Source organism: Sporosarcina sp. FSL K6-6792, assembly GCF_038004885.1.
Classification (GTDB): domain Bacteria; phylum Bacillota; class Bacilli; order Bacillales_A; family Planococcaceae; genus Sporosarcina; species Sporosarcina psychrophila.
On the sequence record NZ_JBBOSA010000001.1, the window covers coordinates 2,017,641 to 2,044,511 of the forward strand.

At 35.4% G+C, this 26,871-nt stretch carries 32 protein-coding genes and 3 pseudogenes; 8 read left to right on the plus strand and 27 right to left on the minus strand.

Annotated features, from left to right (window positions below; translation table 11 throughout):
• Positions 1–278 precede the first annotated feature (278 nt).
• From MKZ26_RS09720 to MKZ26_RS09730, 3 genes are all read right to left on the minus strand, one after another.
• On the minus strand, positions 279–626 hold the full coding sequence (locus tag MKZ26_RS09720; protein WP_338653430.1) for a cell division protein FtsK: 348 nt from the start codon (positions 624–626) through the stop codon (positions 279–281).
• Positions 627–1,018: 392 nt separating this feature from the next.
• On the minus strand, positions 1,019–1,381 hold the full coding sequence (locus tag MKZ26_RS09725; RefSeq protein ID WP_340766011.1) for a hypothetical protein: 363 nt from the start codon (positions 1,379–1,381) through the stop codon (positions 1,019–1,021).
• Between the two features lie 547 nt (positions 1,382–1,928).
• Positions 1,929–2,210 carry a hypothetical protein gene (locus MKZ26_RS09730; protein ID WP_187046737.1) on the minus strand — a complete coding sequence of 94 codons (282 nt, stop codon included), beginning with the start codon at positions 2,208–2,210 and terminating at the stop codon, positions 1,929–1,931.
• A 680-nt stretch (positions 2,211–2,890) separates the two neighbouring features.
• Here MKZ26_RS09730 and MKZ26_RS09735 point away from each other — a divergent pair.
• Positions 2,891–3,862, plus strand: coding sequence for a tRNA dihydrouridine synthase (locus tag MKZ26_RS09735; RefSeq protein WP_340766012.1), 972 nt, complete (start codon positions 2,891–2,893; stop codon positions 3,860–3,862).
• Positions 3,863–3,946: 84 nt separating this feature from the next.
• Entirely contained in the window at positions 3,947–4,312 is a 366-nt protein-coding gene (locus MKZ26_RS09740) for an SLAP domain-containing protein (protein ID WP_340766013.1), read from the plus strand.
• 349 nt (positions 4,313–4,661) lie between these two features.
• Here the strand turns inward: MKZ26_RS09740 and MKZ26_RS09745 are convergent, their stop codons facing one another.
• Both MKZ26_RS09745 and MKZ26_RS09750 read right to left on the minus strand, forming a co-directional pair.
• Entirely contained in the window at positions 4,662–5,627 is a 966-nt protein-coding gene (locus MKZ26_RS09745) for an aromatic acid exporter family protein (RefSeq protein ID WP_340766014.1), read from the minus strand.
• A 1,021-nt stretch (positions 5,628–6,648) separates the two neighbouring features.
• A complete protein-coding gene (locus MKZ26_RS09750) occupies positions 6,649–7,182 on the minus strand; it encodes a CoxG family protein (protein ID WP_340766016.1) in 534 nt (177 codons plus the stop codon).
• A gap of 191 nt (positions 7,183–7,373) precedes the next feature.
• Between MKZ26_RS09750 and MKZ26_RS09755 the strand changes: the two are divergent.
• Both MKZ26_RS09755 and MKZ26_RS09760 read left to right on the plus strand, forming a co-directional pair.
• Positions 7,374–7,517, plus strand: a pseudogene (locus tag MKZ26_RS09755) (DUF6440 family protein); the annotation flags it as partial.
• A 224-nt stretch (positions 7,518–7,741) separates the two neighbouring features.
• A protein-coding gene (locus tag MKZ26_RS09760; protein ID WP_340766017.1) for an IS3 family transposase occupies positions 7,742–8,889 on the plus strand; the annotation gives its coding sequence in 2 pieces (ribosomal slippage) (positions 7,742–7,988 and positions 7,988–8,889; 1,149 coding nt in all).
• A 78-nt stretch (positions 8,890–8,967) separates the two neighbouring features.
• Here the strand turns inward: MKZ26_RS09760 and MKZ26_RS22355 are convergent.
• From MKZ26_RS22355 to MKZ26_RS09790, 7 genes are all read right to left on the minus strand, one after another.
• Positions 8,968–9,216, minus strand: coding sequence for a DUF3953 domain-containing protein (locus MKZ26_RS22355; protein WP_445683415.1), 249 nt, complete (start codon positions 9,214–9,216; stop codon positions 8,968–8,970).
• Positions 9,217–9,304: 88 nt separating this feature from the next.
• Positions 9,305–9,697, minus strand: coding sequence for a hypothetical protein (locus tag MKZ26_RS09765; protein WP_338653470.1), 393 nt, complete (start codon positions 9,695–9,697; stop codon positions 9,305–9,307).
• Positions 9,698–10,271: 574 nt separating this feature from the next.
• Entirely contained in the window at positions 10,272–11,009 is a 738-nt protein-coding gene (locus tag MKZ26_RS09770) for a hypothetical protein (RefSeq protein ID WP_340766021.1), read from the minus strand.
• Positions 11,010–11,178: 169 nt separating this feature from the next.
• Positions 11,179–11,391, minus strand: coding sequence for an NUDIX hydrolase N-terminal domain-containing protein (locus tag MKZ26_RS09775; RefSeq protein ID WP_340766023.1), 213 nt, complete (start codon positions 11,389–11,391; stop codon positions 11,179–11,181).
• 217 nt (positions 11,392–11,608) lie between these two features.
• On the minus strand, positions 11,609–12,460 hold the full coding sequence (locus MKZ26_RS09780; protein WP_187045316.1) for an IS3 family transposase: 852 nt from the start codon (positions 12,458–12,460) through the stop codon (positions 11,609–11,611).
• Between the two features lie 5 nt (positions 12,461–12,465).
• Positions 12,466–12,807: a transposase gene (locus MKZ26_RS09785; protein ID WP_187045315.1), complete on the minus strand. Its 342-nt coding sequence runs from the start codon at positions 12,805–12,807 to the stop codon at positions 12,466–12,468.
• Positions 12,808–13,029: 222 nt separating this feature from the next.
• On the minus strand, positions 13,030–13,773 hold the full coding sequence (locus MKZ26_RS09790; protein WP_340766025.1) for a 3'-5' exonuclease: 744 nt from the start codon (positions 13,771–13,773) through the stop codon (positions 13,030–13,032).
• Between the two features lie 282 nt (positions 13,774–14,055).
• Here MKZ26_RS09790 and MKZ26_RS09795 point away from each other — a divergent pair, with 282 nt between their 5' ends.
• Both MKZ26_RS09795 and MKZ26_RS09800 read left to right on the plus strand, forming a co-directional pair.
• The gene (locus tag MKZ26_RS09795) at positions 14,056–14,397 is read left to right on the plus strand and encodes a transposase (protein WP_187045315.1); all 342 of its coding nucleotides are present in this window, start codon (positions 14,056–14,058) and stop codon (positions 14,395–14,397) included.
• A 5-nt stretch (positions 14,398–14,402) separates the two neighbouring features.
• Positions 14,403–15,254, plus strand: a complete 852-nt coding sequence (locus tag MKZ26_RS09800) for an IS3 family transposase (RefSeq protein ID WP_187045316.1) — start codon at positions 14,403–14,405, stop codon at positions 15,252–15,254.
• 380 nt (positions 15,255–15,634) lie between these two features.
• Here the strand turns inward: MKZ26_RS09800 and MKZ26_RS09805 are convergent, their stop codons facing one another.
• Both MKZ26_RS09805 and MKZ26_RS09810 read right to left on the minus strand, forming a co-directional pair.
• On the minus strand, positions 15,635–16,147 hold the full coding sequence (locus MKZ26_RS09805) for an NUDIX hydrolase (RefSeq protein WP_340766026.1): 513 nt from the start codon (positions 16,145–16,147) through the stop codon (positions 15,635–15,637).
• An 88-nt stretch (positions 16,148–16,235) separates the two neighbouring features.
• Positions 16,236–16,601 (minus strand): hypothetical protein, encoded by a 366-nt coding sequence (locus MKZ26_RS09810; RefSeq protein ID WP_340766028.1) that lies wholly within the window; start codon positions 16,599–16,601, stop codon positions 16,236–16,238.
• Between the two features lie 370 nt (positions 16,602–16,971).
• On the opposite strand from MKZ26_RS09810, the gene MKZ26_RS09815 reads away from it, so the two are divergent.
• Complete coding sequence (locus MKZ26_RS09815; protein ID WP_340767633.1) at positions 16,972–17,271, plus strand: DUF3784 domain-containing protein; 300 nt, start codon at positions 16,972–16,974, stop codon at positions 17,269–17,271.
• A 94-nt stretch (positions 17,272–17,365) separates the two neighbouring features.
• Here MKZ26_RS09815 and MKZ26_RS09820 read toward each other — a convergent pair whose 3' ends face one another.
• The 8 genes and pseudogenes from MKZ26_RS09820 to MKZ26_RS09855 all read right to left on the minus strand — a co-directional run bounded on the left by MKZ26_RS09820 (position 17,366) and on the right by MKZ26_RS09855 (position 20,649).
• Complete coding sequence (locus MKZ26_RS09820) at positions 17,366–17,911, minus strand: T6SS immunity protein Tdi1 domain-containing protein (RefSeq protein ID WP_340766030.1); 546 nt, start codon at positions 17,909–17,911, stop codon at positions 17,366–17,368.
• A 21-nt stretch (positions 17,912–17,932) separates the two neighbouring features.
• Positions 17,933–18,319: pseudogene (tnpA, locus tag MKZ26_RS09825) on the minus strand (IS200/IS605 family transposase).
• A 33-nt stretch (positions 18,320–18,352) separates the two neighbouring features.
• Positions 18,353–18,676, minus strand: a complete 324-nt coding sequence (locus MKZ26_RS09830; RefSeq protein WP_340766032.1) for an immunity protein Imm33 domain-containing protein — start codon at positions 18,674–18,676, stop codon at positions 18,353–18,355.
• A complete protein-coding gene (locus tag MKZ26_RS09835) occupies positions 18,677–18,904 on the minus strand; it encodes a hypothetical protein (protein WP_340766034.1) in 228 nt (75 codons plus the stop codon).
• A gap of 68 nt (positions 18,905–18,972) precedes the next feature.
• Positions 18,973–19,527 (minus strand): GH-E family nuclease, encoded by a 555-nt coding sequence (locus MKZ26_RS09840; RefSeq protein WP_340766036.1) that lies wholly within the window; start codon positions 19,525–19,527, stop codon positions 18,973–18,975.
• Between the two features lie 98 nt (positions 19,528–19,625).
• Positions 19,626–20,057 (minus strand): SMI1/KNR4 family protein, encoded by a 432-nt coding sequence (locus tag MKZ26_RS09845; RefSeq protein WP_340766039.1) that lies wholly within the window; start codon positions 20,055–20,057, stop codon positions 19,626–19,628.
• A complete protein-coding gene (locus tag MKZ26_RS09850; RefSeq protein WP_340767634.1) occupies positions 20,057–20,302 on the minus strand; it encodes a hypothetical protein in 246 nt (81 codons plus the stop codon). The genes MKZ26_RS09845 and MKZ26_RS09850 overlap by 1 nt, the downstream gene beginning before the upstream one ends.
• The gene (locus tag MKZ26_RS09855) at positions 20,299–20,649 is read right to left on the minus strand and encodes a hypothetical protein (protein WP_340766040.1); all 351 of its coding nucleotides are present in this window, start codon (positions 20,647–20,649) and stop codon (positions 20,299–20,301) included. Before MKZ26_RS09855 ends, MKZ26_RS09850 begins: the two co-directional genes overlap by 4 nt.
• Between MKZ26_RS09855 and MKZ26_RS09860 the strand changes: the two are divergent.
• Positions 20,634–20,844, plus strand: a pseudogene (locus MKZ26_RS09860) (helix-turn-helix domain-containing protein). The gene MKZ26_RS09855 and the pseudogene MKZ26_RS09860 sit on opposite strands and share 16 nt — an antisense overlap.
• Positions 20,845–20,934: 90 nt before the next feature.
• Here the strand turns inward: MKZ26_RS09860 and MKZ26_RS09865 are convergent.
• The 5 genes from MKZ26_RS09865 to MKZ26_RS09885 form a co-directional block, all read right to left on the minus strand.
• On the minus strand, positions 20,935–21,414 hold the full coding sequence (locus MKZ26_RS09865) for an immunity protein YezG family protein (RefSeq protein ID WP_340766042.1): 480 nt from the start codon (positions 21,412–21,414) through the stop codon (positions 20,935–20,937).
• Between the two features lie 5 nt (positions 21,415–21,419).
• The gene (locus MKZ26_RS09870) at positions 21,420–22,166 is read right to left on the minus strand and encodes a DNA/RNA non-specific endonuclease (RefSeq protein WP_340766044.1); all 747 of its coding nucleotides are present in this window, start codon (positions 22,164–22,166) and stop codon (positions 21,420–21,422) included.
• Positions 22,167–22,198: 32 nt separating this feature from the next.
• Positions 22,199–23,338: a ribonuclease YeeF family protein gene (locus tag MKZ26_RS09875; RefSeq protein ID WP_340766046.1), complete on the minus strand. Its 1,140-nt coding sequence runs from the start codon at positions 23,336–23,338 to the stop codon at positions 22,199–22,201.
• A 1,383-nt stretch (positions 23,339–24,721) separates the two neighbouring features.
• Positions 24,722–25,294 (minus strand): DUF305 domain-containing protein, encoded by a 573-nt coding sequence (locus MKZ26_RS09880; protein WP_340766047.1) that lies wholly within the window; start codon positions 25,292–25,294, stop codon positions 24,722–24,724.
• Positions 25,295–26,012: 718 nt separating this feature from the next.
• Positions 26,013–26,867 carry a flavin-containing monooxygenase gene (locus MKZ26_RS09885; protein WP_340767635.1) on the minus strand — a complete coding sequence of 285 codons (855 nt, stop codon included), beginning with the start codon at positions 26,865–26,867 and terminating at the stop codon, positions 26,013–26,015.
• Between the last annotated feature and the right edge of the window lie 4 nt (positions 26,868–26,871).

Consider the following 26,871-nt stretch of genomic DNA (forward strand, 5'->3'; position numbering starts at 1 on the left):
TATCTGCCGGAAATTAACTAATTCAGGAACCTTTTCTTTTTTAACAATCCTTCTTTGTTTGTTTAAGTACATCCCTTCACTTTACAATCTACCTGTTCTTCGACAATATGGCCCATTTGCTTTATACGGTTCGCTTTAGGGCAGCCCCATCGCCGAAGATGTTCTATTCAATAATCGCGCCCGTTCATTTAATAAGCTGTTAATCCATAGTTAGCCAGTAAATATACAGAAATGAGATAGGCATGTCCTATGAGGATGAAGCCTTTCAAGAAAAGATATTAAAATATCAGATCGTGTACTTCCCCAGTAATAACCATGATTAAGCCGATCAATGAAAGCATTATACCTACGTAAAATGGCCAAGGATTATCTTCTTTTTCTTTATCAAATGTAAAAAAGGTAACTATGCAAAAGATAAGGGTAATAACAGGAATAAAACCATACTGAGGTCCAAATGTGAATGCAATTCCACCCAATATCATTCCTATAAGCCCATAAGGATTTTGAGATTTTTTTCTGTCTATATATTCTTTATCATCATTGGATAAGCCCTCGTTTCTGTCCCCCCATATGTCGATGACTTTCATTCTATTTAGGAATTCGATCGTTTTTTTAAATGCCTTCATAAATTGCACCTACTTTCCCGTTAATCCAGCCTCTATCATTTAATTTCGATCTTTTGCACTCTGGCTCGTTTGGACGATTTGGACGCAATCACTTATTAAGCAATCGCGCTCAATAGTTAAAAGCAACTACTAATATAATCCCGTACCAGCTAATTATAGAAATGTAAGTACTATGTATTTTTTACCAAGCTCATAATCAGTAAAGTTTTTTTCTTGGTAGATATAACCTCTCTCTCAAAAAGGTATACCATTTCCCTTCTTTCTTACTAACCGTAAATACTTTAGAGTAATTATGATTTCATATTTTTAACACCCAGTGTTTCACAAGCAAAATCTAATGCATTTCCAAAAACAGGACCTTTATGTATTAACCTGCTACTGGTTTTATTAAATTAACCCATCCACATCCCCCAAACAAAAAATGACCATATAGAAATCGGAAGCCCTATTAAGACACACGCAATAACACTCACAATAAGGACTACTTTTGCGGTTTTATTGAAAATAAATAATGAAATAGGGATAATTATATATAATCCAATACTAATGAAAGTTACGATAGTTATAGCTGTCGTTAACTCAATTGTTGGGAAACGTTCATTAAAATCATAAGCTATAACTTGACCAAAGATACCTAAAATAGTTGCAACTACAAGACCTATAATTACAAAAGAACTATAAATCATTACCTTCATATCCCCAATCCCCTCTTTTGAAAACATTATTTTATATTCTTGCACAGCAGTATCAATCATGCCTGGCGTTCACCAATTTCTCAATCACTTATTAATCTATAATGATTTTCATAGAAACGCGTATACATATCGAAACTCATTTGAACATCATTTTGAAGGTTTTTTAGAAGAGTGATTAATTGGAATCTCGTATAGTAGGGAAAGCTTTTAATCCTTACGATATTTTCCTCACTTAGCAAGCTTAGGACAAGATAATTTTTAGATTCCGACAAGAACTCTTCATTAAGAAACTGATCCCTAGTGCCAAACTTGAGAGAGTCCTAAGTAAGATAAGTAAAGAGGATAAGAATACTTTTTATTCCCTTCTCTTTTTCTCAAAGATAGGATCATGAACATGACGCTCAATAATCCGGTTAAATAAGTAAAAGTGACTCCTCAGCCCCTTACCCCAATGCGCCTGCGCACATAGTAAGGTGAATATCATATAAAATATTTGTTTAATCTCACCCGACGCCACTGCCCCCCAATTTTTGGATAAATCCTTACTTGAGATTTTCACATAGCTACCACAATCTGGCCTGATCTATTCAATTATCGTGCCGTTTATTTAATACAGATAAATATAAGCGACCATTCCGAATATCCCCATGGCAATCATAGCAATACTTTTCAACGTACTTTTATTTCTGTTTACCAATTCCTCCACCCACGCTACACACCAACCAAGGAACACTAAACCCATTCCCGAATGTTGTAAGACTTTTATTCCCGGTGCCGAAACAGAACCAGTAAAAAACACAAGCAAACCAATAGTTATAGGTGCAGCTCCAAAAATAAATAAAGGTTCTTTAATTTCTTTTATAACCACGCGCCGTTTCTCTTCTTCCATTTTGTTGAAAGAACGCCACGCAAACAGAATGGGTAGCCCCCAAAGTAACACTATATATATAAACTGAATTAGCCTCATACCAGTACCCTTTCTGATTTCCATTCATATTCTGGCCCGATTCTAGAGTACGCAGTTGTTATCCAGTTATCGCACCCAATTGCGAGATAGCGAGATATTCTATTTATTATCTTTCTTTGCTGATTTGTTCATCCATGCGAAGAAAATATAACCAAAGAACGCAAATATAGAAAGTCCAATATTGTCTACCCAGTTTATCTCTGGTTTGAATAAAAATTGTAAAACTGTTGGGAATATAAAAAACGACACACTATAAACTAAAGCCTGCTTTATCATACTGTCCTCCTATATTTTTAATTGCACCCTTAGTGAATCGACACTTTCTTTTACAAATAATTATATCATAGTTATTTTTTGGTTGTTTCTGTGATGAAATCATCCTCTGCTTCGCAGTTTTCTTCAATTAGCATGCCCACTACGCAGTAACACCATTTGAAAGTGTTCCCATAAACTATGCCGTAATAAAACGACTTCTCTTTTGGGTTCATATTTGGGAAGTGTATCAGTGCATCCAACTACAAGAAATGATAATATGTATAATGGGCAAAGGATTATGCAATCGATAAATATGGTTTTTATTTGTTGCAACAGGAGGATATAGAATGAATAACGAAGATAATTTTTGGCTTGATTTACCGAAGCCGTTTTTTATATTAGCACCAATGGAAGATGTCACAGACGTGGTGTTTCGACATGTCATTAGTGAAGCAGCAAAACCCGATGTATTTTTCACAGAATTCACAAATACAGAAAGTTATTGTCACCCTGAAGGAAGAGACAGTGTACGTGGTCGGTTAACGTTTACAGCAGATGAGCAACCGATTGTCGCTCATATTTGGGGCAATAAACCAGCATTTTTTGAACAGATGAGTATTGATATGAAAAAACTAGGGTTTAAAGGTATCGATTTAAACATGGGATGCCCAGTACAAAACGTGGCAGCCAATGGTAAAGGTGCTGGATTAATACGACATCCTGAAGTTGCAGCGGAAATTATTCAAGCAGCAAAAGCAGGTGGATTACCAGTTAGTGTTAAAACAAGATTGGGTTACACAAATGTTGACGAGTGGCTCGATTGGTTAGGACATGTATTGAAACAAGATATTGCGAATCTTTCCATTCACCTTCGTACAAAAAAAGAGATGAGTAAAGTAGATGCACACTGGGAACTAATCCCTGAAATCAAAAAACTACGTGATGAAATAGCTCCAAATACGTTGTTAACCATTAACGGAGATATTCCCGATCGCGCAACAGGATTACAATTAGTGGAACAATACGGCGTTGATGGTGTCATGATCGGCCGCGGCATTTTTACCAATCCATTTGCTTTCGAAAAAGAACCTAAAGAACATAGTGTGAAAGAGTTTCTCACTTTATTACTTTTACATTTGGATCTTCACGATAAATATTCAAACGAAATCGAACCTCGTTCATTTAAGCAACTTCATCGCTTTTTCAAAATCTATATTCGAGGATTTGAAGGCGCAGCTGAATTAAGAAACCAATTAATGAATACAAATTCAACAGATGAAGTCCGTCGTTTAGTACAGCCAGTTTTAGAATTAGACTAAGTCAAGCACGAGACACGGAGATAGGTTCCGCGTCCCAAATAATACTAACTAAATACATTGGAAGAGTAACTGGAGGCGATGACGATGCAAAAGCTCTATTTTGAACCTGCATGGGACAAAACAATTGCCCCTGCCGATCGCGAAAAAATTACTCATCATTTCCGCCAACAAACAAAACAGCTACAAGACGGTGTCCATTTGTCATTTTTATGGAACGCACGCAATTATAAAGGTGAACAACTGATTGCCGTACTCATTCACAATTTTGAGGACATAAATCTCCGCTTACACAATACAGTCATTTCCTATTTTGAACAAGGCAAACAACGGGCCAATGCTACGTTTAGCTTACCTTGTGAAATTGCCGGCAATACTTCTATGCCATGGACGTTTATATTTTCAGAAACGGATGAAACAAATGCAGACCCGCAATATATGATTTGGAATTAATACAAAATGGGGTCTACTAGGCAGCACTTAAAATAAAAACTAAACAAATTTGCACTAGTAGCCCAAACCACGGACATGGTTTAGGCTACTATTTTTTTAAAAACCCAATGAAATTGTATGATATAAAAAACGTCAAAATCCTTGCTGAATCAAGGGTTTTGACGTTAATTGAAACTCAATGAAACAAACTATGGAGACGGCGCGGGGCGAACCAATACCTCATGAAAGTATGGCAACAACACTTACTTGCAATTAAAAATTCAGGGGATATCGACAGAGCGTTATATAATCGATATCCGCCGTTTATTTTATGAAATCGTGATGAATATCCTCTCACAGGCACTTTCCACTATCGAATTCTTTTTGCAAAAAGTTTTTTCTTTATGTTTAAGTAGTTTTTCATTTCAAAAATCAAATAAAATAGATTCGCCCGTATTTCAAATTCTTCTCTTGTCTTCGGCAACTCCATCTCGCGGATTAAGGAATTTAATTCCTCTAACTCATTTAGTGAAATGTCCGTTGTATCTCCCGAATGAACGTTTCGACTTAAGTTCTCCAAGAACTCTGCAAACATTTCTTTCTGTTTAACGTCTAGGCTGAATGAAGAGAAAATAGCAACGATTTTCATCATATGTTTTAGAAGTTCCAGTTGATCCTCTCGCATTTCCAGATAATAATAATCTATATTTTGTTTTCGCAGCAGACGATTTTCTACATCTTGAATGGCAATGCTTTTAGATTGATTAATCAAATCTTCTACCTCAAGAATCTCTTTCCCATCCCACTTCCGCATACTATCCCTTAAATGGGCAGAGAATTCAAAGAGAATAATTTCAAACTTTTGTTCAATCTCCTTCTTAAAGTTTTCAATATCTCGCTTGAAATTTGGCATGAAACTATTGACGAGAAGAGCAATTCCCATACCGATGAAAATAATATAGACCTCATTCAGAAACAGAACCCAGGTAGCATCCTTTACCGTATAAACATGTAATACGACAACCATACTTGTGACAAAACCAGCCTGAATGTGAGCTCTTACAAGGATTGGAACAAATAATAAAATAAATAAGGAAAAAACAATGGGATTATAACCTAATACTTCAAAAAACAAAGCACCAAGAATCAAAGATAAAAGAGAGGCCAAGAATTTATCCTTCATTGTAATTAATGTCTTTTTCTTCGTTTTCTCGATACACATAATAACAATAATTCCTGCAAATGTTGCAAATTCCAAATCCAATAAACTCGCAATCCAAATGGCCAGCCCTGCTCCCACAGCAGTCTTTATCGTCCGATAGCCCATACCAATCATGGAAGCACCATCCTATTATTTTCTATGTAAATCCTTGCAGGGTAAATCCTTGCAGGTCACCTGTTCTACAAACATTCGCGTTTATTCGCGTTTATTCACATATATGTACAAGCATAGACACCATAACAGGATGGAATCAGCTTTGATGAATATCAATCCATTTATAGTGTATTCTAAGAATATTTTTTGGACTATACCTCGAAATTCATCTGCCTATAGTTTAACACGTTGCTAATGAATCGTGATATATATCTGACGCATTAAGAAGGATATTCGCACCTTCTATCGTCTTTATGTAGAATGTCCGAGCTTAGGAATTTCCAAATTTTCAAAGTACCTGGTTATAAATAATCTGAATTGCTTTTTAAAAACACAGTGGTCGACCCAAAAATTAAGGTGAACAGCTGATTAGCGTACTCAATCACAATTTCAAGGAAATAAATTTCTGCTTACACAATACAGTCAATTCCTATTATGAACAAGGCAAAAAACCGTCCTAGGATAAATTTAATGTACCTTGTGAAATTGCTGGAATTGTTATAGAGGACATGCTAATCAAGATTGAAACGATGTTTCTTGTAGGAAGTGAATTAGTCATGACGATAGCCATTATGTAACGTGGAGTACAGTGGCGACAAGGAGAGTACCGAATCTTTATCTGAGAGCATAATACAGTTGGTTATCGAACCGTCAGGAAGAGTACCCCTAGATATGAAAGAAGTAATTGTAGAAACCGATTCGGCGGCTGTGAAACTTTTGTTGGTGAACAGTTTTAAATTCCATGAAATTGACGATGCAGGGAAGTAAATTCTATAAAATCAGTGAAGGTTCCATGCATTGACAGCGACAGCTGTTGTAGCGATGATTGCATGATCCACCAATAGAAAAAAAGTAACCACTCCGCTTCCGACCAAGAAGCTGAATGATTACTTTCTGTGACATCTTTTGACTAACCACATTTCATTTAAATGTCAGCCACATTATATAAAAGGACCTGTCACCTAAATAAGTAAAACCTTCTTTACCGAACCGACAACTTTTCCTGTTTAACTTGGCGTGCAATTTTCTCTGTTAAGCGTGTTGTCACTTTCGGCAACACCATTTTAATAACAGGTGTCAACACAGCGCCTGTTAAGCCGCCTGCATTTACTTCAACTGTCCCTGTCATCGTTGTTTGCCCTGCCGTTTCATCAGCAGTAAACTGGCCACTACCTGTAAAGTTGTCCGTTAACCCTTTTAACTCGAACCGAATCATCGTTGGCTCATGAAATTCAGTTATGTTTAACTCCATTTTTACAGCCTTTTTAAATCCTTTAATATTCCCTTCGAATGTCCAAACCGACTTTTGTTCATCAATTTGTTCATGCTCCTTATAGGCAGGAACCATTACTGCCCAGTTTTCGATTTGACTAACGTAGTCCCATACGTTCTCTACAGGTGCTGGAATGATTACAGAATGCGATGCAATTGCCATACATTTCACTACTTCCTTCTTTATGTATTTATAATGTGAATCTACTACTAACATAATAGCATTTTTACTGTATCGATCCACATTTAATCCACTTACAAAAAGAAGTTTAATAAGTTAAATAATGAGTAAGGAAACCTTAAAATTGAAGGTTTCCTTTTTAGGTGAGCCCAAGATGGACATTATATATAATTTTTTAAATGATACCTACATCTGCTGGGTACAAAATGGTATCTATTAATAACTTCATGTAAAATGAAAAAAGATTTAAAGTAAAATTAAAAGAACATCTAAGTGGAGGGCTTATTAAAATTGTAGTGGATACTGAAACAGGTGTAAATTATCTCATGACAAGTGGTTTGGGATTGAGTGGAATGACTCCTTTACTAGATAAAGATGGGAAAATAGTGATTGATTAATATCTAAATAAAAGTTCCTTTGGATTCTTCTAACAGCTTATAGGGGGAACACTTAAACTAGCCTGCCCCTTTACTTTAATATGTTTTAACCGAATGAAAGTTCCAATTTTTCTTATTGAACTAAAGCTCTGCTAGCACACTAAGCAAAGTGGATAGGTTACACTTAGTTGGACAATTAAATTAGGGGCTAGTAGAATAATACACAAGAAGTGAGGAGATCTACTATGTCCGTAAAAAGAAGAACGTTTTCTACAGATTTCAAAAAACAAGTGGTAGCCCTATATGAAAACGGGAAAAGCCGACAAGATATTGTCAAAGAATATAAATTAACCGCATCTGCTCTTGATAGGTGGATTACACAATTCAGGCAGTCTGGTTCATTCAAAGAGAAAGATAATCAATCTCCAGAAGAGCAGGAGTTGATTGCCTTACGGAAGAGAAATAAGCAATTGGAAATGGAAGTAGATATTTTAAAGCAAGCAGCGCTGATCATGGGACGAAAATAGATGTGATTCAACAAAACCGTCACACCTATTCGGTATCAGCAATGTGTAAAGTCCTAAAAATTGCGCGTAGCACCTTCTATTATGACACTGAAGTATCCGCTCAAAAAGAACAAGTAAAACAGGCAGAAGAACGCGTATTAAAAGAAAAGATCGCTAAGGTTTTCAATGAAAACCGACACGTTTATGGTACTCGGAAACTAAAAATAGAACTAGATAAAGAGACAGAAGGCCTTACAATCTCGAGACGCCGAATTGGAAGATTGATGAGCGAACTTGGACTTCAATCAAAATACGCCAAACCTTCCTATAAACCAATGGCGACAAGACCAAATGAAGAATCCGTTCGAAACGTATTAAATCGAGAATTTGAAGTGGACAAAGAGATGTCCGTGTTAGTAAGCGACTTAACATACGTGAAAGTAGGATATCGCTGGAGTTACGTTTGTTTCTTAATCGATCTATACAATCGTGAAATTGTCGGGTGGAGCGTAGGAGCACAAAAAGACGCTGCTCTAGTTCAGCGTGCCTTCGATTCTGTTAAATACCCATTGGGAAATGTGAACTTGTTTCATACAGATCGCGGTTCTGAATTTAAAAACGTTGGGATCGATGAATTATTAAGTGGATATAAAATTAAAAGATCACTTAGCCATAAAGGGAATCCTTATGACAATGCGGTGGCAGAGGCAACATTTAAGATTTTAAAAACAGAATTAATCAACGGAGCGCACTATCAAACCCTTAACCAGTTGTCCCTTGAACTTTTCGATTATGTCAATTGGTACAATAATATCCGTTCGCACAGTACATTAGGCTACCTAAGTCCGGTTGCTTATAAAGAATTAGCCCTTAATAATATCGTTTGATTTAGTGTTGACATACCAAAGCATTACTGTTGTTACACCAAAATACCAGTTAGTTGAACATTACTTCTATTAAATTAATCATAATGCCTTAACTCCAACGAATAAAATGAATAACGAAGTGCATAAATAGAAGATCCCCCACATTAAATTCTGTGTTTTTTTGTATTCTCGTATTCCTATTATAAGGAACATTACACTCATAACTATTAAAGTCAACGGTAGTAAGTTGTGTTTTTCCGTAACCTTACCATAAATAATAAGTAACATAAAAAGGATTGCAAAAAACATTTGAAATAACTTTAAAGTATCAAAATTTCTTTCTTCCATTTTTTATACCTCCACTGATAATCTATCAACTTCAATAGATACCTTTTTAAGCTAAACTGCCGCGTTTGTTGAATGTTAAAATGGATATTCAATAAATTTCTAATTCATCTATCTTTTCGCATATATCTTTAGCTCTTTTAGACCTAAGGAACTCATCTATACACCAAAATAGACTTGATGATAAAAGAGCGGTAATTAAAACTAAGCGATTAAATCTCCTTTCCATTTCTAAGATTGGCATTAAAACAAACGAAGCAGCAAAGAATAAATGAATGAATAGCGCCAAACTTCCTCTGAGCAATCCTCTTAGTCTTTTTGTAACGAAATCAGAAAGAATAGATGATAGCACTCCATAAATCAAAAGAATGGGTAAGAGATAAACACCTATTAAGAGGACAAATCCAGACTGTTCTAATAGAAAATAAATTAACATGAGCAAAATACCAGCAATTAATCCCGAAAAAAGTTTTCTAATAATCAAGTAGATCCCCACAATCAATTTATTAGTGAAATTCTCCAATAGTCTACTTCTTATTGAACTAATCTATCCGATAGTTTAATAGGATAAAAACTGCCTGAGTGTATGGTACCTGCGCAATAAAAAACAAGTAACAACTCACACAATTTCTTAAAAAATCAATAGAGATTAGGTTATCATGTACCTATCTAATCTTCAGTTCATAAATATGTAATTTAAATTAATTACTACAATAGTTTCGCACACAGGTACCTGAAATTTTTTTAAATATAAATAGAATATATTTTGTTTGGGTCTTACAATAATCACCAGTTTAATAACTATCTTATCACTAAATCACATCAACCCAAATACAATAAACATCATGACGATTACAAGGGCAAAAAATATAGATAGAATGCCTAATAACCTTGGATTTTTTATATCCTTTCCTTCGTGTAAATTTTTCATATACGTCAACTGACACACGTAACCACTTGTTCCCAATAATGCCCCTAGTACAATCCAAAAAATTCCATACAAAAACCCCCTCGTACTTTTATTAGAACGAATAAGTATTTACCAAAGAAATAACTACTTATAACCCATCGCTAAAATGATAGACGCCATCCATTATATACCTATACGTAGGAACACCATCATAGGGTTCCGATTCCAGTGTTTCATCTGTGGAAAGATCTTTACCGTTCCTACTGATCGCAATTCCGCTAATTGATTGGAAAACAGCACCGAAACTGAAATAGATGACATCTTTATCTACAAAATCATAACCATATACGCCAGCGGACTGTTTTAATTTTTCCATTTTCTTCACAATTTCATTGCTAGAAAAAACAGAATCCGTGTTTACTAAATCGCTTGTGTTAGATGACCATGAAGAAAAATGATCTCCAACTGATACTTTACCATCGTCGTACGCTTGAAAAACCGCATCTGAAACGGCATAAAAATCGTTTTGATATAATTTGAATTTACCCTCTGATTTTAATGACGGTACAAAAACAATGATAATTGTCATCGTTATGGAAAATACAATCGCACGAACTATTTTCTCACTATCTTTTCCTCCATTACTTTTCACAACAATAATAATCAACCCAATTACGGGAATTCCCACCAAAATCATCGCAGGTAAATAAATAATTGACGTTAAAAAGGGGTCACCCACTACAAATTTTGCATACAGAAACAAGAAATCGCCTGCCCATAACATAAGTAACAGAGCAATCATCCCCTTGAAATTCCCTTTCCCACAAATCAATACTACCGCTGCTCCAAGTACTAACGATAGTGTAATAATAATAGCTAGAGCCATATCTTTCACCTCGCAAAAATGTATTTTAAAGGATAGCATTCCATCACTATATCCATAATTGTCTAAAACCCTTATTTAAACTCTGTTTTCAGAAGGTAAACAACATCATACTCTTCCAACTCACTCATATGACCATCAACATCTTTATAAAAATCGTTAGGAAGGCTACTCATAACACTTTCATCACTTGAAAACTATCCCCACGAACATCCACTTTAGGCGTTTGATAGCCTGTGTCATTCATGAATAAATCCTTGATTTCTGCACAAATCATGCGTAATTCTTCGTAGCGTTCGATATCGTAAATATTACTTAAAAAGGCTAAGCTGGATTGCGATAAGGCTTGAATGAGTTGTGCCCATCCCAACCATTGATAAACCATGAAGTGCACCTGCTTTCGTTGTTTGATCCGTTATCTAGACGATTCACTCATTTCTAAAGTTGCAAACTTTTCTTGTAATTAAGCGCCTCATAAAAAATGAGCTGAATTTTATAGATCTCAGCCCTTTAAACTATTCGTATAATCCGACAATATACGGAGATCTTGAATTTCTCAGGTACCTGTGGTTTGCCCCCTATATATCGGACGCAGTTAAATACTAGCTTTGAGGTAACAAGTGCGCTTCCAAGAAGGCTTTAGGTGTCTTATACCCTAAACGTTTTTGGCTTCTCTCATCGTTAAAGTAGTTGCGGAAGGCCAGTAAGTCGATTTTAGCCTGTGCATAATTATTCAAAGGATAATGAAAATCAAATTCGGTTTTGAAGTGAGAAAAGATACTTTCAATGACCGCGTTGTCCCAACAGTTTGCTTTTCTCGACATACTTGGCGTAAAGCCAAGTTCCTTTGATTTCTTATGGTGCTGAAGTGATGTAAAGACACTTCCTTGATCGGTATGGAAGAGAATGCCTTTCATTGACTGAAGATCACGTTCGTTCATTGCCATATGAATAGTAGCTTCCACTAGCTCATAAATCGGCCTGGAACCAACAGCCAGCGCAATTAGTTCTCGATTGAACAAATCAACAATAGCTGAAATGAACAGTTTTGCGCCCTCTGCTTTGATTTCGGTGAGGTCCATAACCCATTTTAGATTCGGAGAATCTACATCAAAATTTCGATTTAATATATTTGGATAAACATGGCCAACAAGGTTTGTTCTTGTTTCTCTAGTGATTCTTGCCTTTCTTATCTTAGATGCTAAATTCAATTCATGCATTAATCTGGCCACGCGTTTATGGTTTATAATATGGCCTCTTTCTTTAAGTTCTCCTGCAATATGTTTACAACCATAAGTACCTTTGCTCTTATTATACGTTCGTTTTATAGCTTTAATATCTCGAAGATCGCGTTCTGATGGTCCTTGTTGTGGGCGCTTCATGTAATCATAATACCCACTTTTTGATACACCAAGTGTCTTGCAAAGTCTTTCAACCGAATATTCCTTTCTCAAAGAAGTTATGGCATCATATGACTTTTGTTTTCGTTCTCCTTGAGAAAGACCTGGAACTTTTTTAGAATTTCAATCTCCTCTTGTTGTTGATAATATTTCGTCTCAAAGCAACGTAGGCGTTCTAATTCAATCCTATCATCTGATAGTAAGTCTGGGTTTTTCGATTGAAGACCAGTCTCACCGTGCTGTTCAAAGGTTTTGACCCAATTAATTACTGAATTTACACTGAAGCCAATTTCTTCGGCAACAAGCCTTTTGTTTCGGTTGAACTCTATCACTTGTGTAACCGCATATAATTTTGTTTCAAATGTTGAACGACGCTTTTTTAACTTTTTCCGGATATACATAATAACCTCTCCTTTAAATAGAATAATAAGGCTTTGTATATTCTATACCCTATTTTGTCCGTTTTAAGGGGGGCGACCACTGTGCGCAGAACTAATTAGTTAATTCACTTTAATTGTATTATAATATAGTAAAAATCAGGAAAATTGTAGAACGTCTGCTTTTTTTTATATTAATTCAGAGGTGTGAATTGCTTGTATCTGTGTGGCGCACAGGCACCCGATTTATTGTACTTTGATATTGGCTTTTCCCTCTAACTCTTTCGCTAGATTTTCTTCGTTTATTCTTTCCCAACAAGTATTACATCTATTAGTCTTCTTGCCTTTTTCATTCAAGTGAAGGTCATTATGCCTTGTAGTTTTACCACATATGAAACAATTCTTATACAGAGCGCAAATTATTTGAGCAAACGGATCTTCAGATGTAGTGGCTACGATATCTTTTATATTTTTCACAAGAAGTTTTGCTGTGTTAACCGCATCATCACCAGCAGAGTGAAGTTCTCCATCTTGTTCAATTCCACTCATCGTTAATGCTTCTTTCAGTGAAATTTGTCTGTTTTCTTGAAAAACATCCACACATATAGGTCTTTGTATATCATTAAAGTTTTTTACCCACGATAAATCAAATCTTTCCTTCGCATAGTGATTGACAAGGAGTCGAAGGTCGCTATTGCTCCAACTACATAGATAGTAATCTTCCTCGCCTATCCACTTACGAAATCTTTGCATTACCTCTACCATGTTCGGTGAATCAATGAACTGATCAGTAGTTAGCCCTACAAATTTCAATGTTCTCTTATCAAGTAAATCCATTTGTGGGGGTTTTACGTAAGACTGAAACCTATCAATGATTTTTAATTCACCTTCGACATCCGAGACTTTGGCAGCGCCAATTTCAATTATATACTGTGGCATATCTGTTGTATGTGACATCGTTGCCTCTAAATCGAAAACTATATATTGCATGATAATACCTCTTTCATTTTAGCTTGTAACAAGCATATCTCTTTTCCAGATATAATGTTAGGTACACTGTGCAACTAATAAATAACAAACAATTCACATACTTGCATAAAAAAACAATGGAGATTAGATTATCATGCACTTATCTAATCTCCAGTTACTAAATATATAATTGTAGTGAATTATCGGAATAGCTTCGTGCGCAGTGGTCGCCCCCCTTAAAACGGACAAAATAGGGTATAGAATATACAAAGCCTTATTATTCTATTTAAAGGAGAGGTTATTATGTATATCCGGAAAAAGTTAAAAAAGCGTCGTTCAACATTTGAAACAAAATTATATGCGGTTACACAAGTGATAGAGTTCAACCGAAACAAAAGGCTTGTTGCCGAAGAAATTGGCTTCAGTGTAAATTCAGTAATTAATTGGGTCAAAACCTTTGAACAGCACGGTGAGACTGGTCTTCAATCGAAAAACCCAGACTTACTATCAGATGATAGGATTGAATTAGAACGCCTACGTTGCTTTGAGACGAAATATTATCAACAACAAGAGGAGATTGAAATTCTAAAAAAGTTCCAGGTCTTTCTCAAGGAGAACGAAAACAAAAGTCATATGATGCCATAACTTCTTTGAGAAAGGAATATTCGGTTGAAAGACTTTGCAAGACACTTGGTGTATCAAAAAGTGGGTATTATGATTACATGAAGCGCCCACAACAAGGACCATCAGAACGCGATCTTCGAGATATTAAAGCTATAAAACGAACGTATAATAAGAGCAAAGGTACTTATGGTTGTAAACATATTGCAGGAGAACTTAAAGAAAGAGGCCATATTATAAACCATAAACGCGTGGCCAGATTAATGCATGAATTGAATTTAGCATCTAAGATAAGAAAGGCAAGAATCACTAGAGAAACAAGAACAAACCTTGTTGGCCATGTTTATCCAAATATATTAAATCGAAATTTTGATGTAGATTCTCCGAATCTAAAATGGGTTATGGACCTCACCGAAATCAAAGCAGAGGGCGCAAAACTGTTCATTTCAGCTATTGTTGATTTGTTCAATCGAGAACTAATTGCGCTGGCTGTTGGTTCCAGGCCGATTTATGAGCTAGTGGAAGCTACTATTCATATGGCAATGAACGAACGTGATCTTCAGTCAATGAAAGGCATTCTCTTCCATACCGATCAAGGAAGTGTCTTTACATCACTTCAGCACCATAAGAAATCAAAGGAACTTGGCTTTACGCCAAGTATGTCGAGAAAAGCAAACTGTTGGGACAACGCGGTCATTGAAAGTATCTTTTCTCACTTCAAAACCGAATTTGATTTTCATTATCCTTTGAATAATTATGCACAGGCTAAAATCGACTTACTGGCCTTCCGCAACTACTTTAACGATGAGAGAAGCCAAAAACGTTTAGGGTATAAGACACCTAAAGCCTTCTTGGAAGCGCACTTGTTACCTCAAAGCTAGTATTTAACTGCGTCCGATATATAGGGGGCAAACCACAGGTATCTGAAATTTACCGCCGCTCCAAGTACTAACGATAGTGTAATAATAATAGCTAAAGCTATATTTTCCCACCTCACAATATGTATTTTTAAGTATAGTAACCTACGGTAAAGGAGATGGCATTTAAAATACAAAAAACGTTTGTCGCACTTCTAATTTTTATGTTCGTCAACTCTTCACCAACACTTTTCCCTTTCTAAAACACTTGCTATCGTTGTTAAAACAACCTACTGCCGAAAACAATAAACCTGATACTAAGGTTCCTAGACCCATCTTTGTTCCAATTGAATAACTAAATCCAGTTGCACTATAGGCAATTATCACCTCACCGTTTTAAAAACCTAAAATTTCAGTATATTTCGGAGTTCCTTTAAAACAAAGATTTCACGTTTTACCCATGTATTCTTTTCAAAACGATTAATCCGTTTTTCATTTTGCTCAATCGCCTCAATCAAGTGAATCCATTCAGGTCTAAATTCCTGAGCGAACTCATAATCATCTAATTGTTGAGCAATTCTTTCATTGTTTTTTAATTCACAAAGATAGTAGTGTGAGGTCATTTGGAATACTGAGGTATTGTCATATTCGTCTAATTTCCTTTCAATAACGGTCCCTAGCTTATCTTTAATTATACAGTTAACATATCCAGTTTCTTCTGCCACTTCACGAATGAGACACTCCGAATGGCTTTCTTGACCTTCAACCCCACCACCCGGAAACTTATAATCCTCCTTATTCGTATGGATCAAGAGGATTTCATTATTTCGTAATATAACAGCTCTTATTGCTTCTCTATTATTGACCTTACTATCGACTTGAATATATTGTTCTTCTATTACCTTATTAAAAATCATTTCCCCCTCCTAACTGTACCCGTCATTTCTACTTTCAGAAGGTAAAATACAACGCTACTAGGTATCTGAAATTTATTCACTTCACAAATTATTCATCGGAAAAATCGTCAATCGCTTGAACAGCTAGTTCCAATGCTTTAATTCTTCTTTCTAAAAGCGTTCTTTGAGGACTACCTGCCTTTAACTTCACATAAATGCTCTTAATTGATGGAAATAAACCAGTAAGAACATTGCGGGCTTCTGCTAAATCTTTTTGGGTGTAAGGATGCATCTTTTGATTCCAAACGTTTTCCAGCATGGCTAACCCAATGTAAATAGCTTTGAGCCGTTTCTTTAATAATGTAGTATTTGCGCCTTTCTGAGTCATCGTAGCCAAGGCATTTTCGAGTTTACTAATTGTCGATTGGAAGGATTTTATTGATTCCAATTTATCTACATTTGATACGTTTTCCATGTTAATACCGTCCTCTCTTCTTCTCTGAATTATTTTGATTGATTCTAGTTACAATCTTTAAGAACCTGATTTCACTCGCTCGCTTGGGTCATAAAATTGTGAAAACGACGTTAGATGTATTATACACATGTTACAAAAAAGCAAAGGTCAACATCATTTGAATACAGCCAAAGAAATGTGCAGTCCTGACATAGTTTCTACCACTGGATGATTAAAGATCAGAAACCATATTTCCGAAAAAGATAATGTTATACTTGTTATACAAATTTGACTGATTTTCAATAAGATCAGTCTTTCGCAAACGGACCAGATTGTAGAGTATGCTACCGAAATATTTCACTTCTTAGTGGGGGGGATAAAATTGGTTGTAATGATGTTTGTCATTGGGTTGTTTATTGTATTAGGTATTTTATTAATCAATGGCAAAGGCTCCTTCTTAATTGCAGGGTATAATACAATGCCTCCAGAAGAAAAAGAAAAATATGATATAGTTGCCCTCTGTAAGTTTATGGGGATAATGATGTTTTCATTGTCGTTTAGTATGTTGTTTTGGTTACTCAGTGAAGCATATGAAATTAGTTGGTTATTCTCCTTTGGTCTTGTCTTATTTCTTGGCATAGTTGTATTTATGCTTATATATATTAATACGGGAAACAGATTTAAAAAGTAAGATATAAAAAACTGGAAGATAATATATCTTCCAGCTTAGTTTATGAGTTAATCATTGTTCACTCGACTCGTCTTATCTAAAACTGAGTTTCTTGTTATTCAATAGGACCCATGAATTCAGTGGCAATTAATATATGCTCTATTAGTTTCACTGTTTTTAGATTTTCAGCTTTTTCTGTTCCACCTAATCCTAATAAAGGGGTGTATCCAAAACACTCGTCATAGTTAGGGGCACTATATTTACTAGTCGCTTCAGGATAAGGCTGCCACATTAATTCATCGTTCATAAAGTCATTATCTTTCAAATCATCAAAAAAGAATTCAAATCCGGATGAAACAACATTAACATATCCTTTCCTAAAGTTTAACAAATTTACATACTTATCTTTTTCCCATACTATAATATCACCCATTGCGGTTGTAAAAATAGGAATCGCTTGCTCATACCTTAGGTAACTTCTCTCTAAAATATCTAAATAATCGTCTGGATTAATAACTTTTAAATAGTCATTTACGAAACTACCAAAACCATATTTTTCCCATGTTTCTATTAACTCTTCAGGAAGTTTATCCTTATACTTCAAAATAACATCTTCATCAACAGTTTCATGTTTAATAAAATCGCTAAATATAGTTTCCACTTAAAAAGCCCCCCCCTTTGATTATTGAGTTAATTTCACATTTAAATAAGTATTCTTTAGCTGCTCATGTGTCATATTCATAGCAATTTCCTTCTTTTATCATTTTGTTTCTCCCAACTGCATCTACATAATATCCTGTACATCAAAACTTTCGGTTCCCGTATCGGTATGTTAAATTCGCATGTCTGTCTAATATCGTCATTCTGTCTTTCCCCTTGAGATATCCTACAAATGAAGACAAACTTATTTTAAGTGGAGTACTTACCTACAAATATATATGATCTTTACAAGCTAGAGCTCCGATAATTTTCACTTCTTTTCTTTCACAGTGCTTTCTCAATATCTCAACTATACCTTTCTTTATTTCCCCATAAATCAATCGCCTTCTGTACTTTGTGCGAATACAATGGGATACTTACAATTTCATGTTGTGTTGCTAAACTATTTAAACATTACCTTTTCCCCTGACTCAGTATAGACAAAGGACTTTGTATTATTTTCATTAAGTAAGGTGATATCTGTTCCTAATGGCATATCAAATATATACATTATTGCTGGTTCTATCTCAATAATAGTTCCCCAATCACAAATTGACATATTTGAAGCATCAGCAAGATATTCGTCTGTATCTATATCTGACAAAAATCTCCACCCATTATCAAGAGCATTTACTGGTTTTTCTTTAATACACCACTTCAATTTCCCTTTATTCCGCAAAATATTAGTAGATACAACGCTACCACCTAATCCACTACTCTTTTTCAACTAATCACCTCCATGACTTTTTTTCATATCTTCAGTTCCACTTTCTTCAATTAAATACTTCAATAAATATCCAGATTTATTTAAATTATTAATATTTGGACGTTTTTCTAAACATTTTACGATTAAATCATTTCCTTCCTTTGTTCGTTTTTTAAAAACTTCTTGACATAAAGACCATATTCCAGAATCACCAAATTTTTTATCTTTTAAAATCAAATCTACATCCAATTCAACCGCACCTGTACAATTAATATTTGCTGCTAAATAGTGCCATTCATTACATTCATCATTTTAAATTATATTAACTTATCAATAGAGTTTACAACTTCTTCAATACATTCTTTCTCAATTCTTAGCTTCTCCAGAAACAATTCAAGACTTCCAAACTTTATAATAGTCCAATAATCAGTTTTATTAATATCCATTTCTTCTATCATCCCTTCATTCAAACTTATGAATTCGGTTAGTACTAGGTAATTCTGGTCGATAGTTTGGAGGTTCTCTATACCCACTAAGAACTCTTTCTTAGTAATAGTCCCATTCATATACAACTCATGCATATCAGAATATTTTTCTTCTGGTATATGCCCCATATCCCATTTGCCACTTCTTGGTTTAGATTTATTCCAAATTTTCTCTACTCCTGTTGGGTCATAAAATTTCTCAGTAATAGGATCTTTTGCATTTTCCCATACTTGATTAACTTGACCTTTTCCATAACTAGGTCTGCTATATGGTTTTTTAGAAGCAATAGCATCCTCAGTAGCTTTAGCCTTAGCCCCAACATCCACATTCTTTACTTCAACCTTAACATCGACATCTTCACTTCTGATACTCGTTAGGATATCCATTTTTCCAGATGGCAAATTGTATATTTAATAACACTCCGTTCTAAATCATTAAAAAAACCTTGAAAGACTATAAAGCCTATCAATTTCTCTAAATATTTTCAAATGTCTAATAAAGTATTCACACCTGCATTACTTACTAATAATTCAGTTAGCGATGGTGCAATTTTCACCGCCTCCTCAATGTCCAAATCTGCGAATCTGTTATAATATATCCCAAAACCATCTTTACCATGTAGATAGATTAATGCACCACCTCCTTCATCATCACCAATTGCGAGCGAATTCGGGAGATATTTCTGCACTTCATAAGCTTCATTCATTTCTATGCACCCTGATGCTCCCCAAATTCGAATATACATTTGGTCGCTAATATTAAATTCAATGTCTGAAGCTAGCTGAATTATTTCTCTATATTCTGTAGGTACATCTATTGTCGAAAAATCCCGAAGTGCTTTAATTTCTTCTTCTTTCGAAGGAGATTTTCTGGCATCAATTGTGTACACACTACTGATATTATCTAGTATGTTCATTAATAATCAATCCTTTCATACTTAACACCTAGTTTATCTAGCATCTTATATTGTTGTTCAAGAACTTGACTAGTAGTATTACGTGAAAAACCGGCTTTAGTTAAATCGTCCACCATGAATTGTAATTCTTCCTGTAAAGTGGTGCTCCATTTCCCTACACCTGAAGCCATCCGTTTATTTCGTCTCGCAGTTTGAGAATTGGAAATGAATGTATGTTGTAGTTCTTTCCCTGTCTCGATAGTTATTGTCGGGCAAGTTTAGAATCATACACATACTGACTTAAATTATTTTTTGCCCATTCCTGCTGTAATCCATGATGAGATTGTAATTTTCCACCATTTGGACCATCTCCTTTTGGTTTAGGTAAGGAATCTTTATGTGTTTTATTAAAATAAACATAATTAATTTCATCCGTACCCTTAGCCCCAACATCCACATTCTTCACTTCAACCTTAACATCGACATCTCCACTTTTGATAATCGTAGGAGTATCTTTTTTTGCGAATGGCATATTGAATGTAAAGGCATTTGACGTACCCAATTGTAATGAGTGGTATATAAGATATCTAGTTGATTTTGAGTTTTTCGCCAATATCTATCAAACTCAAGGAAATCCTTAAAGAACGTGACATTTCACAACGTGAATTGGCACGTATGACAGGGCTTCGTCCCAACACAATAAGCCATCTTTGTTCAGACATCGTGGACAGAGTATATCTATCCACATTAGAAACGGTATGCAAAGGTGTTAGACATCAACATTCAGGAGTTAATCGAGGTGGAGTAGCCTCTCACTATAGTAGGTACCCCAAAATTTAAATTTCTCGCCAAAAACAAAAGCACCTGTTGCCTAAAAGGCAATCAAGTGCTTTATTGTTTACTTTTTTTCAAATCCCTTCATTCTCTCTATTAAATCTAAATCTGGCTGTTCTTTGTTTTGGCTTACATATTTATATTCAAAATACTTAATTCTAGCTGTTGGGCCAAATTCACTTTCATGCCAATTTGTATAATCAAAATGTACATTTAATTTTCCTGTATCATTTAATAATAATGTCACTGAAAACCAAGGTTCTTGGTCGTTATCAGTAAAAACTTTTTGAAGTTCAACAGTTAGTTGCAATAATTTATGTAGTTCTTTATTATAAGCCCTCTTATCTATACTATATAATTTTGGAATATAATGTGAATAAACGTGTTGCTCCTCACCTTGGGGTGTAAAAAAGAAGAAAACTCCTCCTTCTCCCTCCTTAACTTCACCATTAAAATAGAAATTATCCCATTCAGTTGGAATCATATCATTAACCTGTTGTGCAATTTTATTATATAACTTGTTTAATTCTATTTCAAAACTCATCAATATCAGCCTCCTGATTTATTTGCAATCTCACGAATCACTGGGAATTGTCCTTCAATTTCATATTCGACCATAAAGGAATCAGGTCGCATTGAATTATTAGAATAGATTGGATCAATGCTAATAGAAACTTTCTTCGGTGGTATCTCTTTCAATGCATTGGCCCACTCAGTCTCCATTTCGTACCAAACTCCACCCCTCCTATTAATTTGACTATTTTGTGGTACAAGATTATCAATATCAGGAGGACCATTAAATTGTGCTCCTATTAAATGTCCGCCATCATCATCTGGTAATCTGTCTTTTCCCCCTACATTTGCCTGGGCATATTTATTTCTATCAGCCTTTTTCAATACAAGTTCAGGAGCATTTACATTTACTATACTTCCAAGTTCATCAGTAGTATATTTGTAGTTATTATTGGTTACATACTTAGTATTTGGAAGTAGTTGTTTCTTACCATTTTCACCTTTTATTATGTGCTTTCCGAAGTCAATTTCTTTAACTTCGTTGACTATATTACCTTTTCCCGTACCCTTACCCCCAACATCCACATTCTTCACTTCAACCTTAACATCTCCAACTTTGATACTCGTAGGAATATCTGTTTTTGGGAATGGCATATTGAATGCAAGGGCATTTGGCGTACCCAATTGGTAATGAGTATTAGTTAAGAGATCTAGTTGATTTTGAGTTTTTCCTAGTGGACTGTTGACGACATCTTGGTAAATTGGCGAATAAATGGACGCCATCTTCTCTGTACTTACCACTTTACTTACTTGATTTAAATCGTTCCTTTTAAGGCTAATTTCCCACCCGTACTTGCCCAGCCAGCAACTGGAATCATCGCTCCAAAAGAAAGGGCCGCATTTAATGCATCCCCTCTTGCCGTATAGATAACACCATTTACGCCATCTGCGACTTCACCAACAACAGGTATAAGCCCTGCTAAATCTAATCCAAACTGGAAAGAATCAAGTAATTTGTTTTCTTTGGGTTTGTCGACTTTAACGGTCTCTTCTTCCCTATAGTCAACTTTGGAAACAACTTCATAGAAAACTGTTTGGCCTACAACATACTCTTTAATGAGTAAACCATTTTCATACATATGGTATTTTATATTTTCATCCAGATTCTCTTTGACAGTGTTTACTTTTTTCCCTTCAAGGGTTTGAAAAGTCGCTGTAGTAATCATCGTACCAATCAGCTGTTGATGTTCCTTTACCCATAAGTCATTTGGATTTGAGTACACTTTTGGGAACAGTTCTGTTCTAATTTCACTTCTAAACGTCAGAACATTCCATTGGCTCGGCACGAAGCTGATATCCTTTACTCCTGCTTGGAACAGTCCCTCCATATCCGTAAGCCACGTGTTCATCGTCTGCAAATCTTGTTCAATGGGATGTAGTACAGTAGTCTGAGTTGCATCAAATTCATACAGTTGTGAGTTCGTATCATCACGTTTTCTCTTAGAACGAATGACTCCCTCCTGCACTCCGCTATCATCTAAGTGGGGCAGTCCGACAATATCACTCACCTGATCCATGATACTGTTTGCCTCATCCGTCAAACTAGCGGTGAGGCGACCAATTAGCGTAAGTCCCTGTTCTAGCTCTCCCTCTAGGAATGGTTCTAATATGTAACCGGTTGAATCAGGTTCGAGTGAATGAAGTGCTGCCTCCATCTGCTGAAGCACTTGTTTGAACTGTTCGGAAAACAACTGGAAAAAATGAAGAAATGGTAAATGACATTCCTGGTAAAATGAACGAATGGCATTACCCCCGGCTCCTTTAAATTGTTCCTCCATCTGAACTAGCCCCTCCACTGCATGGTGGATCGCTTCCATCTCACCGCTTAGCCTGTCCAACATAGTAATGTTGCGCTGTAGCCCATCCTGAAATAAATCTACATCCCATATTTTCATAGGCATTGCCTCATTAAGCGTTTAAAAAAGATGGAGTTATTGTTCTATCTTTTCAAAGTGTATTCACCCGATCATTAATGGAACAAACAAGTTTGTGTGAACTTTCATGATCGAATGAGTAACTTGTCCCGTAAGCGTCAAATATGCGCTTACATACTTATTGTACTCTTTTGATTGAATTTCAAGAAGAACTGTCTTCAATAATCGAGCTAAATTGTGGTATAATTCGGACAAATACGAACAAAGGGGATGAGTTTTTCTATGTTATGGATTTCTACACAAGATAAGCACAGTTTGATAAATGTAAAAGAAGTTACTGTAAACGGGAAAAAATAAAAGGTTTTGTTAGCGGTTCGTCTTTAGACGAATGGAGTAAAGATTTAGGGAAGTACGAATCAAATGAAAGAGCATTAGAAGTTCTTAATGAAATATTTAAGAAAATCGAAGAAATCAATGGTATTTCTGCGACATTCGCTATGCCTAAAAAGTAATTTTCAACTTGTTCGATAAATAGGCTCTTTTCTAGAATGAGGTTCTGTACCGATTTAGGAATAGAGTCATTTTGTTGAATAACGCAGTCTCAAAAACGTGCACGATAACGAAATAAATTTGTGCAGTAATAGGGCCATTTAAGGAAAATGTATATTAAATTTCACGCAAAATATTTCCAATACCAAAAAGGGGTGTGTATGTTGAATAAATATCAAGAACGTACGGTTTACATTTCAATTGGAGCACTTGCTTTTTTCTTAGTATTATCTTTAATTACACATAATTGGGGATTCTTTTTATGGAGTATATTGCCTGTTTTTATAGTTTTGATGTCTACGTTTTTCACCAATAGGGACAAGAAAGAAAATAGGTGATGAACATACTTATTCAATCATCGGGTGCTATTGTTGAAAATGATAAGCCTAATTCCTCGCCTAAGATACGGAGGGATTAGGCTTTTTTAACTTTGAATGAATGAGTAACGTGTACCCCACAATCTGCATCCCCTCCCTTTGTCTGAGTCAGAGCTGCTTTATTGATTTCAGTAGTATATACCGGCCGCCATGGACGTTCACACGGACGGATCTCATACATCGTAAAAAGCCGATATGTGCTGGCATGCCTGCTTTTTGATTTATTGAAATTCGATCAATGATCAGGTACAATATCCCGATTTTTATTAACGTTCACAATGGAGCCCATTCGCTAGACCTCTACATATAAGCCTGTCCAAACACTTGAATAATCATCGTGGGAAGGGAAATATCTTGGCCTTTTCACTCCGATAATAGATATTCACTGTTGTCGGCGGGACATCCTCCGTCTCTTCCAGCATCATCTGTAGTTCTCCGTTTAATTTCTTCTCTTTTAACGACTAACGGATGTCTTACATTAACAGTTATCGAGTTCTCTTAGCAGTTGTTGCATTTGTTTTATGCCCTTGCATTGAGAAGTTATGATTGCATATAGAATTGGTTTGAGTTCAGGGCAGATATTAAACATAAGTGCATTGTTTGACATCCGGACAGCACCTTTATGATGAGGAATCATTTCTCGCATAAAGTTTGCGTTTATGTCGTTTGTAATAGCGGCCGAACCCATCTTCATAAACATTGTTTCAGCTATTTTATTGAAATTATTCAGATATAGATAGAGGTCATATTCTGAATCTGTCAGCTTACTACATTTACATTGTATAGCTAGCATATTTGAGATACTTTTTGTTTGTTCTGAAATGATATTTGTGGCGATACTTTGCAATTGAAGATTTGTTGTGTACTGTAGTATGTTTTTAGACATTTTAATTGCTGCTAAGTGATGTGGAATCATCTGCTTAATAAAGTTATCTGAAATACTATTGGTGAGGGTAACACTTGTCATATCACAAATCATAGTATTGAGGATATCGTAGTAATGGTCCAGATAGGCTTTTGTCACATGGCTTAGTTCGCAGTTGCTATCCATAAAGGTAAAATCTCCTTTTTGAATAGTGTATGGAAATCGGTATGTTATTGTGTCATCTGATTTCTTATCTTCTACGGTATCAGTTTCCCGATGACCGAATTCCTCTCTATGTTAAATTTCAGGTACCTATGCGTGGCGCTAATCAAGTAATTCATTACAATTGTACAATTATAGAATAAAAATCAGTAAAACTGGAGATTATCTACTTTTTTTATATGTATATTCAGGCGTATGAATTGTTTGTCTTTGTGCGACGCAAGTACCCAATAATTTGCCCCAAAAAAACGACCTCATCACAAGATGAAATCGTCTTCGTTTACTATATGTTGTTGCTATAATGATGCCAAAAATTGTGATTTTAATCATTTCTTCGCCGCTTATTTCGCCATATACTTTCCAGTCCAGTCATACCAACACTTCCGCTTAAATTAAGATAAAATAATCAATATCCTGATTTCAGGTAATTAATTGCTTAATAATAATTTAGGCATACTTATGATTAACGACTAAATTAATATCTGCCGAACAATAACAGATGGCAGAGGATTCCATTTGAATAATTCATGTGAAAAACATCCTGAAATTACATCAATGCGTGCGGAGTTTTGCTCAAAGCTGAATTTTGATTATCAACCCCGCTGCTTGACACCATCAATTTTGTCGATTTAGTTTGTTAGACTGTTAATCTAAAATTGGCTTCAACCTTCTCTTTTACACACTAATTATCTCTCTCATAGTTCTGTCTTCTAATATGTTCAACAATATACTCGGCATCATAACCTACTCCCTGAAGCAGTGAGGACCCCCTACGTGATTGCCATGGTAGACCTAAAAAATAGAGTCCTTTTATTGGGCTACCCCCCCTGTTATGAATAATTTCTTTCTTATTACCAATTACATCTTCCATTCTTAGCCATTCGTACTCTTGTTGGAATCCGGTTGCCCATATTATGTTGCTCACTTCTAAAGTAGTTGAATCCTCGAATATGATTGAGCTATCCAAAGCACTTGTTACTCTTCCCTTAAGAATAATACCGCCCTTTTTTATAGCATTTCTCAATTCAGTTCCGAAGACCGGATCGCCTTTCCCCCGAATTATGTTCCCAAAAAATGATGTGTTAGTTACTTTTAATATTCCCAATTTATCAAACCACCAAAACACACTTTTCCCACCAATAGTTAATGGGAAATAACTAAGCTTTTTACTTACTGCTATATATGTTTCTTTTTCTTCTGCTATTTCAACTGCGATTTGAGCACCACTATTACCACCTCCTACAACAAGAACATTTCCTTTTTGTAATTGGCTAGGATTCTTATATTCAGAAGAATGTAACTGTACAATATTTCCGCTAAGTAAATTCGAAAATGCAGGGACCCGCTTTTTTTGAAATGGTCCTGTGGCTACCACCATGTTTGTCGCATTAAATATACCTTTAGTTGTTTCTACACAAAAACCGCCTTCAGTTTTTATTACACTTAGAACTTCAGTATCCATTTGAACTGGTAATTCCAATAATTCCAAGTAGAGCTTTAAATAATCCGCAACATATATTTGATTGAAAATAAAAATAAAC

Coding starts and splice junctions, on each gene's coding strand:
- MKZ26_RS09720 (WP_338653430.1), bottom strand. CDS start 626: ATGAAGGCATTTAAAAAAACGATCGAATTCCTAAATAGAATGAAAGTC.
- MKZ26_RS09725 (WP_340766011.1), bottom strand. CDS start 1,381: ATGATTGATACTGCTGTGCAAGAATATAAAATAATGTTTTCAAAAGAG.
- MKZ26_RS09730 (WP_187046737.1), bottom strand. CDS start 2,210: ATGGAAGAAGAGAAACGGCGCGTGGTTATAAAAGAAATTAAAGAACCT.
- MKZ26_RS09735 (WP_340766012.1), top strand. CDS start 2,891: ATGAATAACGAAGATAATTTTTGGCTTGATTTACCGAAGCCGTTTTTT.
- MKZ26_RS09740 (WP_340766013.1), top strand. CDS start 3,947: ATGCAAAAGCTCTATTTTGAACCTGCATGGGACAAAACAATTGCCCCT.
- MKZ26_RS09745 (WP_340766014.1), bottom strand. CDS start 5,627: ATGATTGGTATGGGCTATCGGACGATAAAGACTGCTGTGGGAGCAGGG.
- MKZ26_RS22355 (WP_445683415.1), bottom strand. CDS start 9,216: ATGGAAGAAAGAAATTTTGATACTTTAAAGTTATTTCAAATGTTTTTT.
- MKZ26_RS09770 (WP_340766021.1), bottom strand. CDS start 11,009: ATGGCTCTAGCTATTATTATTACACTATCGTTAGTACTTGGAGCAGCG.
- MKZ26_RS09775 (WP_340766023.1), bottom strand. CDS start 11,391: ATGGTTTATCAATGGTTGGGATGGGCACAACTCATTCAAGCCTTATCG.
- MKZ26_RS09785 (WP_187045315.1), bottom strand. CDS start 12,807: ATGTATATCCGGAAAAAGTTAAAAAAGCGTCGTTCAACATTTGAAACA.
- MKZ26_RS09790 (WP_340766025.1), bottom strand. CDS start 13,773: ATGCAATATATAGTTTTCGATTTAGAGGCAACGATGTCACATACAACA.
- MKZ26_RS09795 (WP_187045315.1), top strand. CDS start 14,056: ATGTATATCCGGAAAAAGTTAAAAAAGCGTCGTTCAACATTTGAAACA.
- MKZ26_RS09805 (WP_340766026.1), bottom strand. CDS start 16,147: ATGATTTTTAATAAGGTAATAGAAGAACAATATATTCAAGTCGATAGT.
- MKZ26_RS09810 (WP_340766028.1), bottom strand. CDS start 16,601: ATGGAAAACGTATCAAATGTAGATAAATTGGAATCAATAAAATCCTTC.
- MKZ26_RS09815 (WP_340767633.1), top strand. CDS start 16,972: ATGATGTTTGTCATTGGGTTGTTTATTGTATTAGGTATTTTATTAATC.
- MKZ26_RS09840 (WP_340766036.1), bottom strand. CDS start 19,527: ATGGATATCCTAACGAGTATCAGAAGTGAAGATGTCGATGTTAAGGTT.
- MKZ26_RS09845 (WP_340766039.1), bottom strand. CDS start 20,057: ATGAACATACTAGATAATATCAGTAGTGTGTACACAATTGATGCCAGA.
- MKZ26_RS09865 (WP_340766042.1), bottom strand. CDS start 21,414: ATGAGTTTTGAAATAGAATTAAACAAGTTATATAATAAAATTGCACAA.
- MKZ26_RS09870 (WP_340766044.1), bottom strand. CDS start 22,166: ATGGCGTCCATTTATTCGCCAATTTACCAAGATGTCGTCAACAGTCCA.
- MKZ26_RS09875 (WP_340766046.1), bottom strand. CDS start 23,338: ATGAAAATATGGGATGTAGATTTATTTCAGGATGGGCTACAGCGCAAC.
- MKZ26_RS09880 (WP_340766047.1), bottom strand. CDS start 25,294: ATGGATAGCAACTGCGAACTAAGCCATGTGACAAAAGCCTATCTGGAC.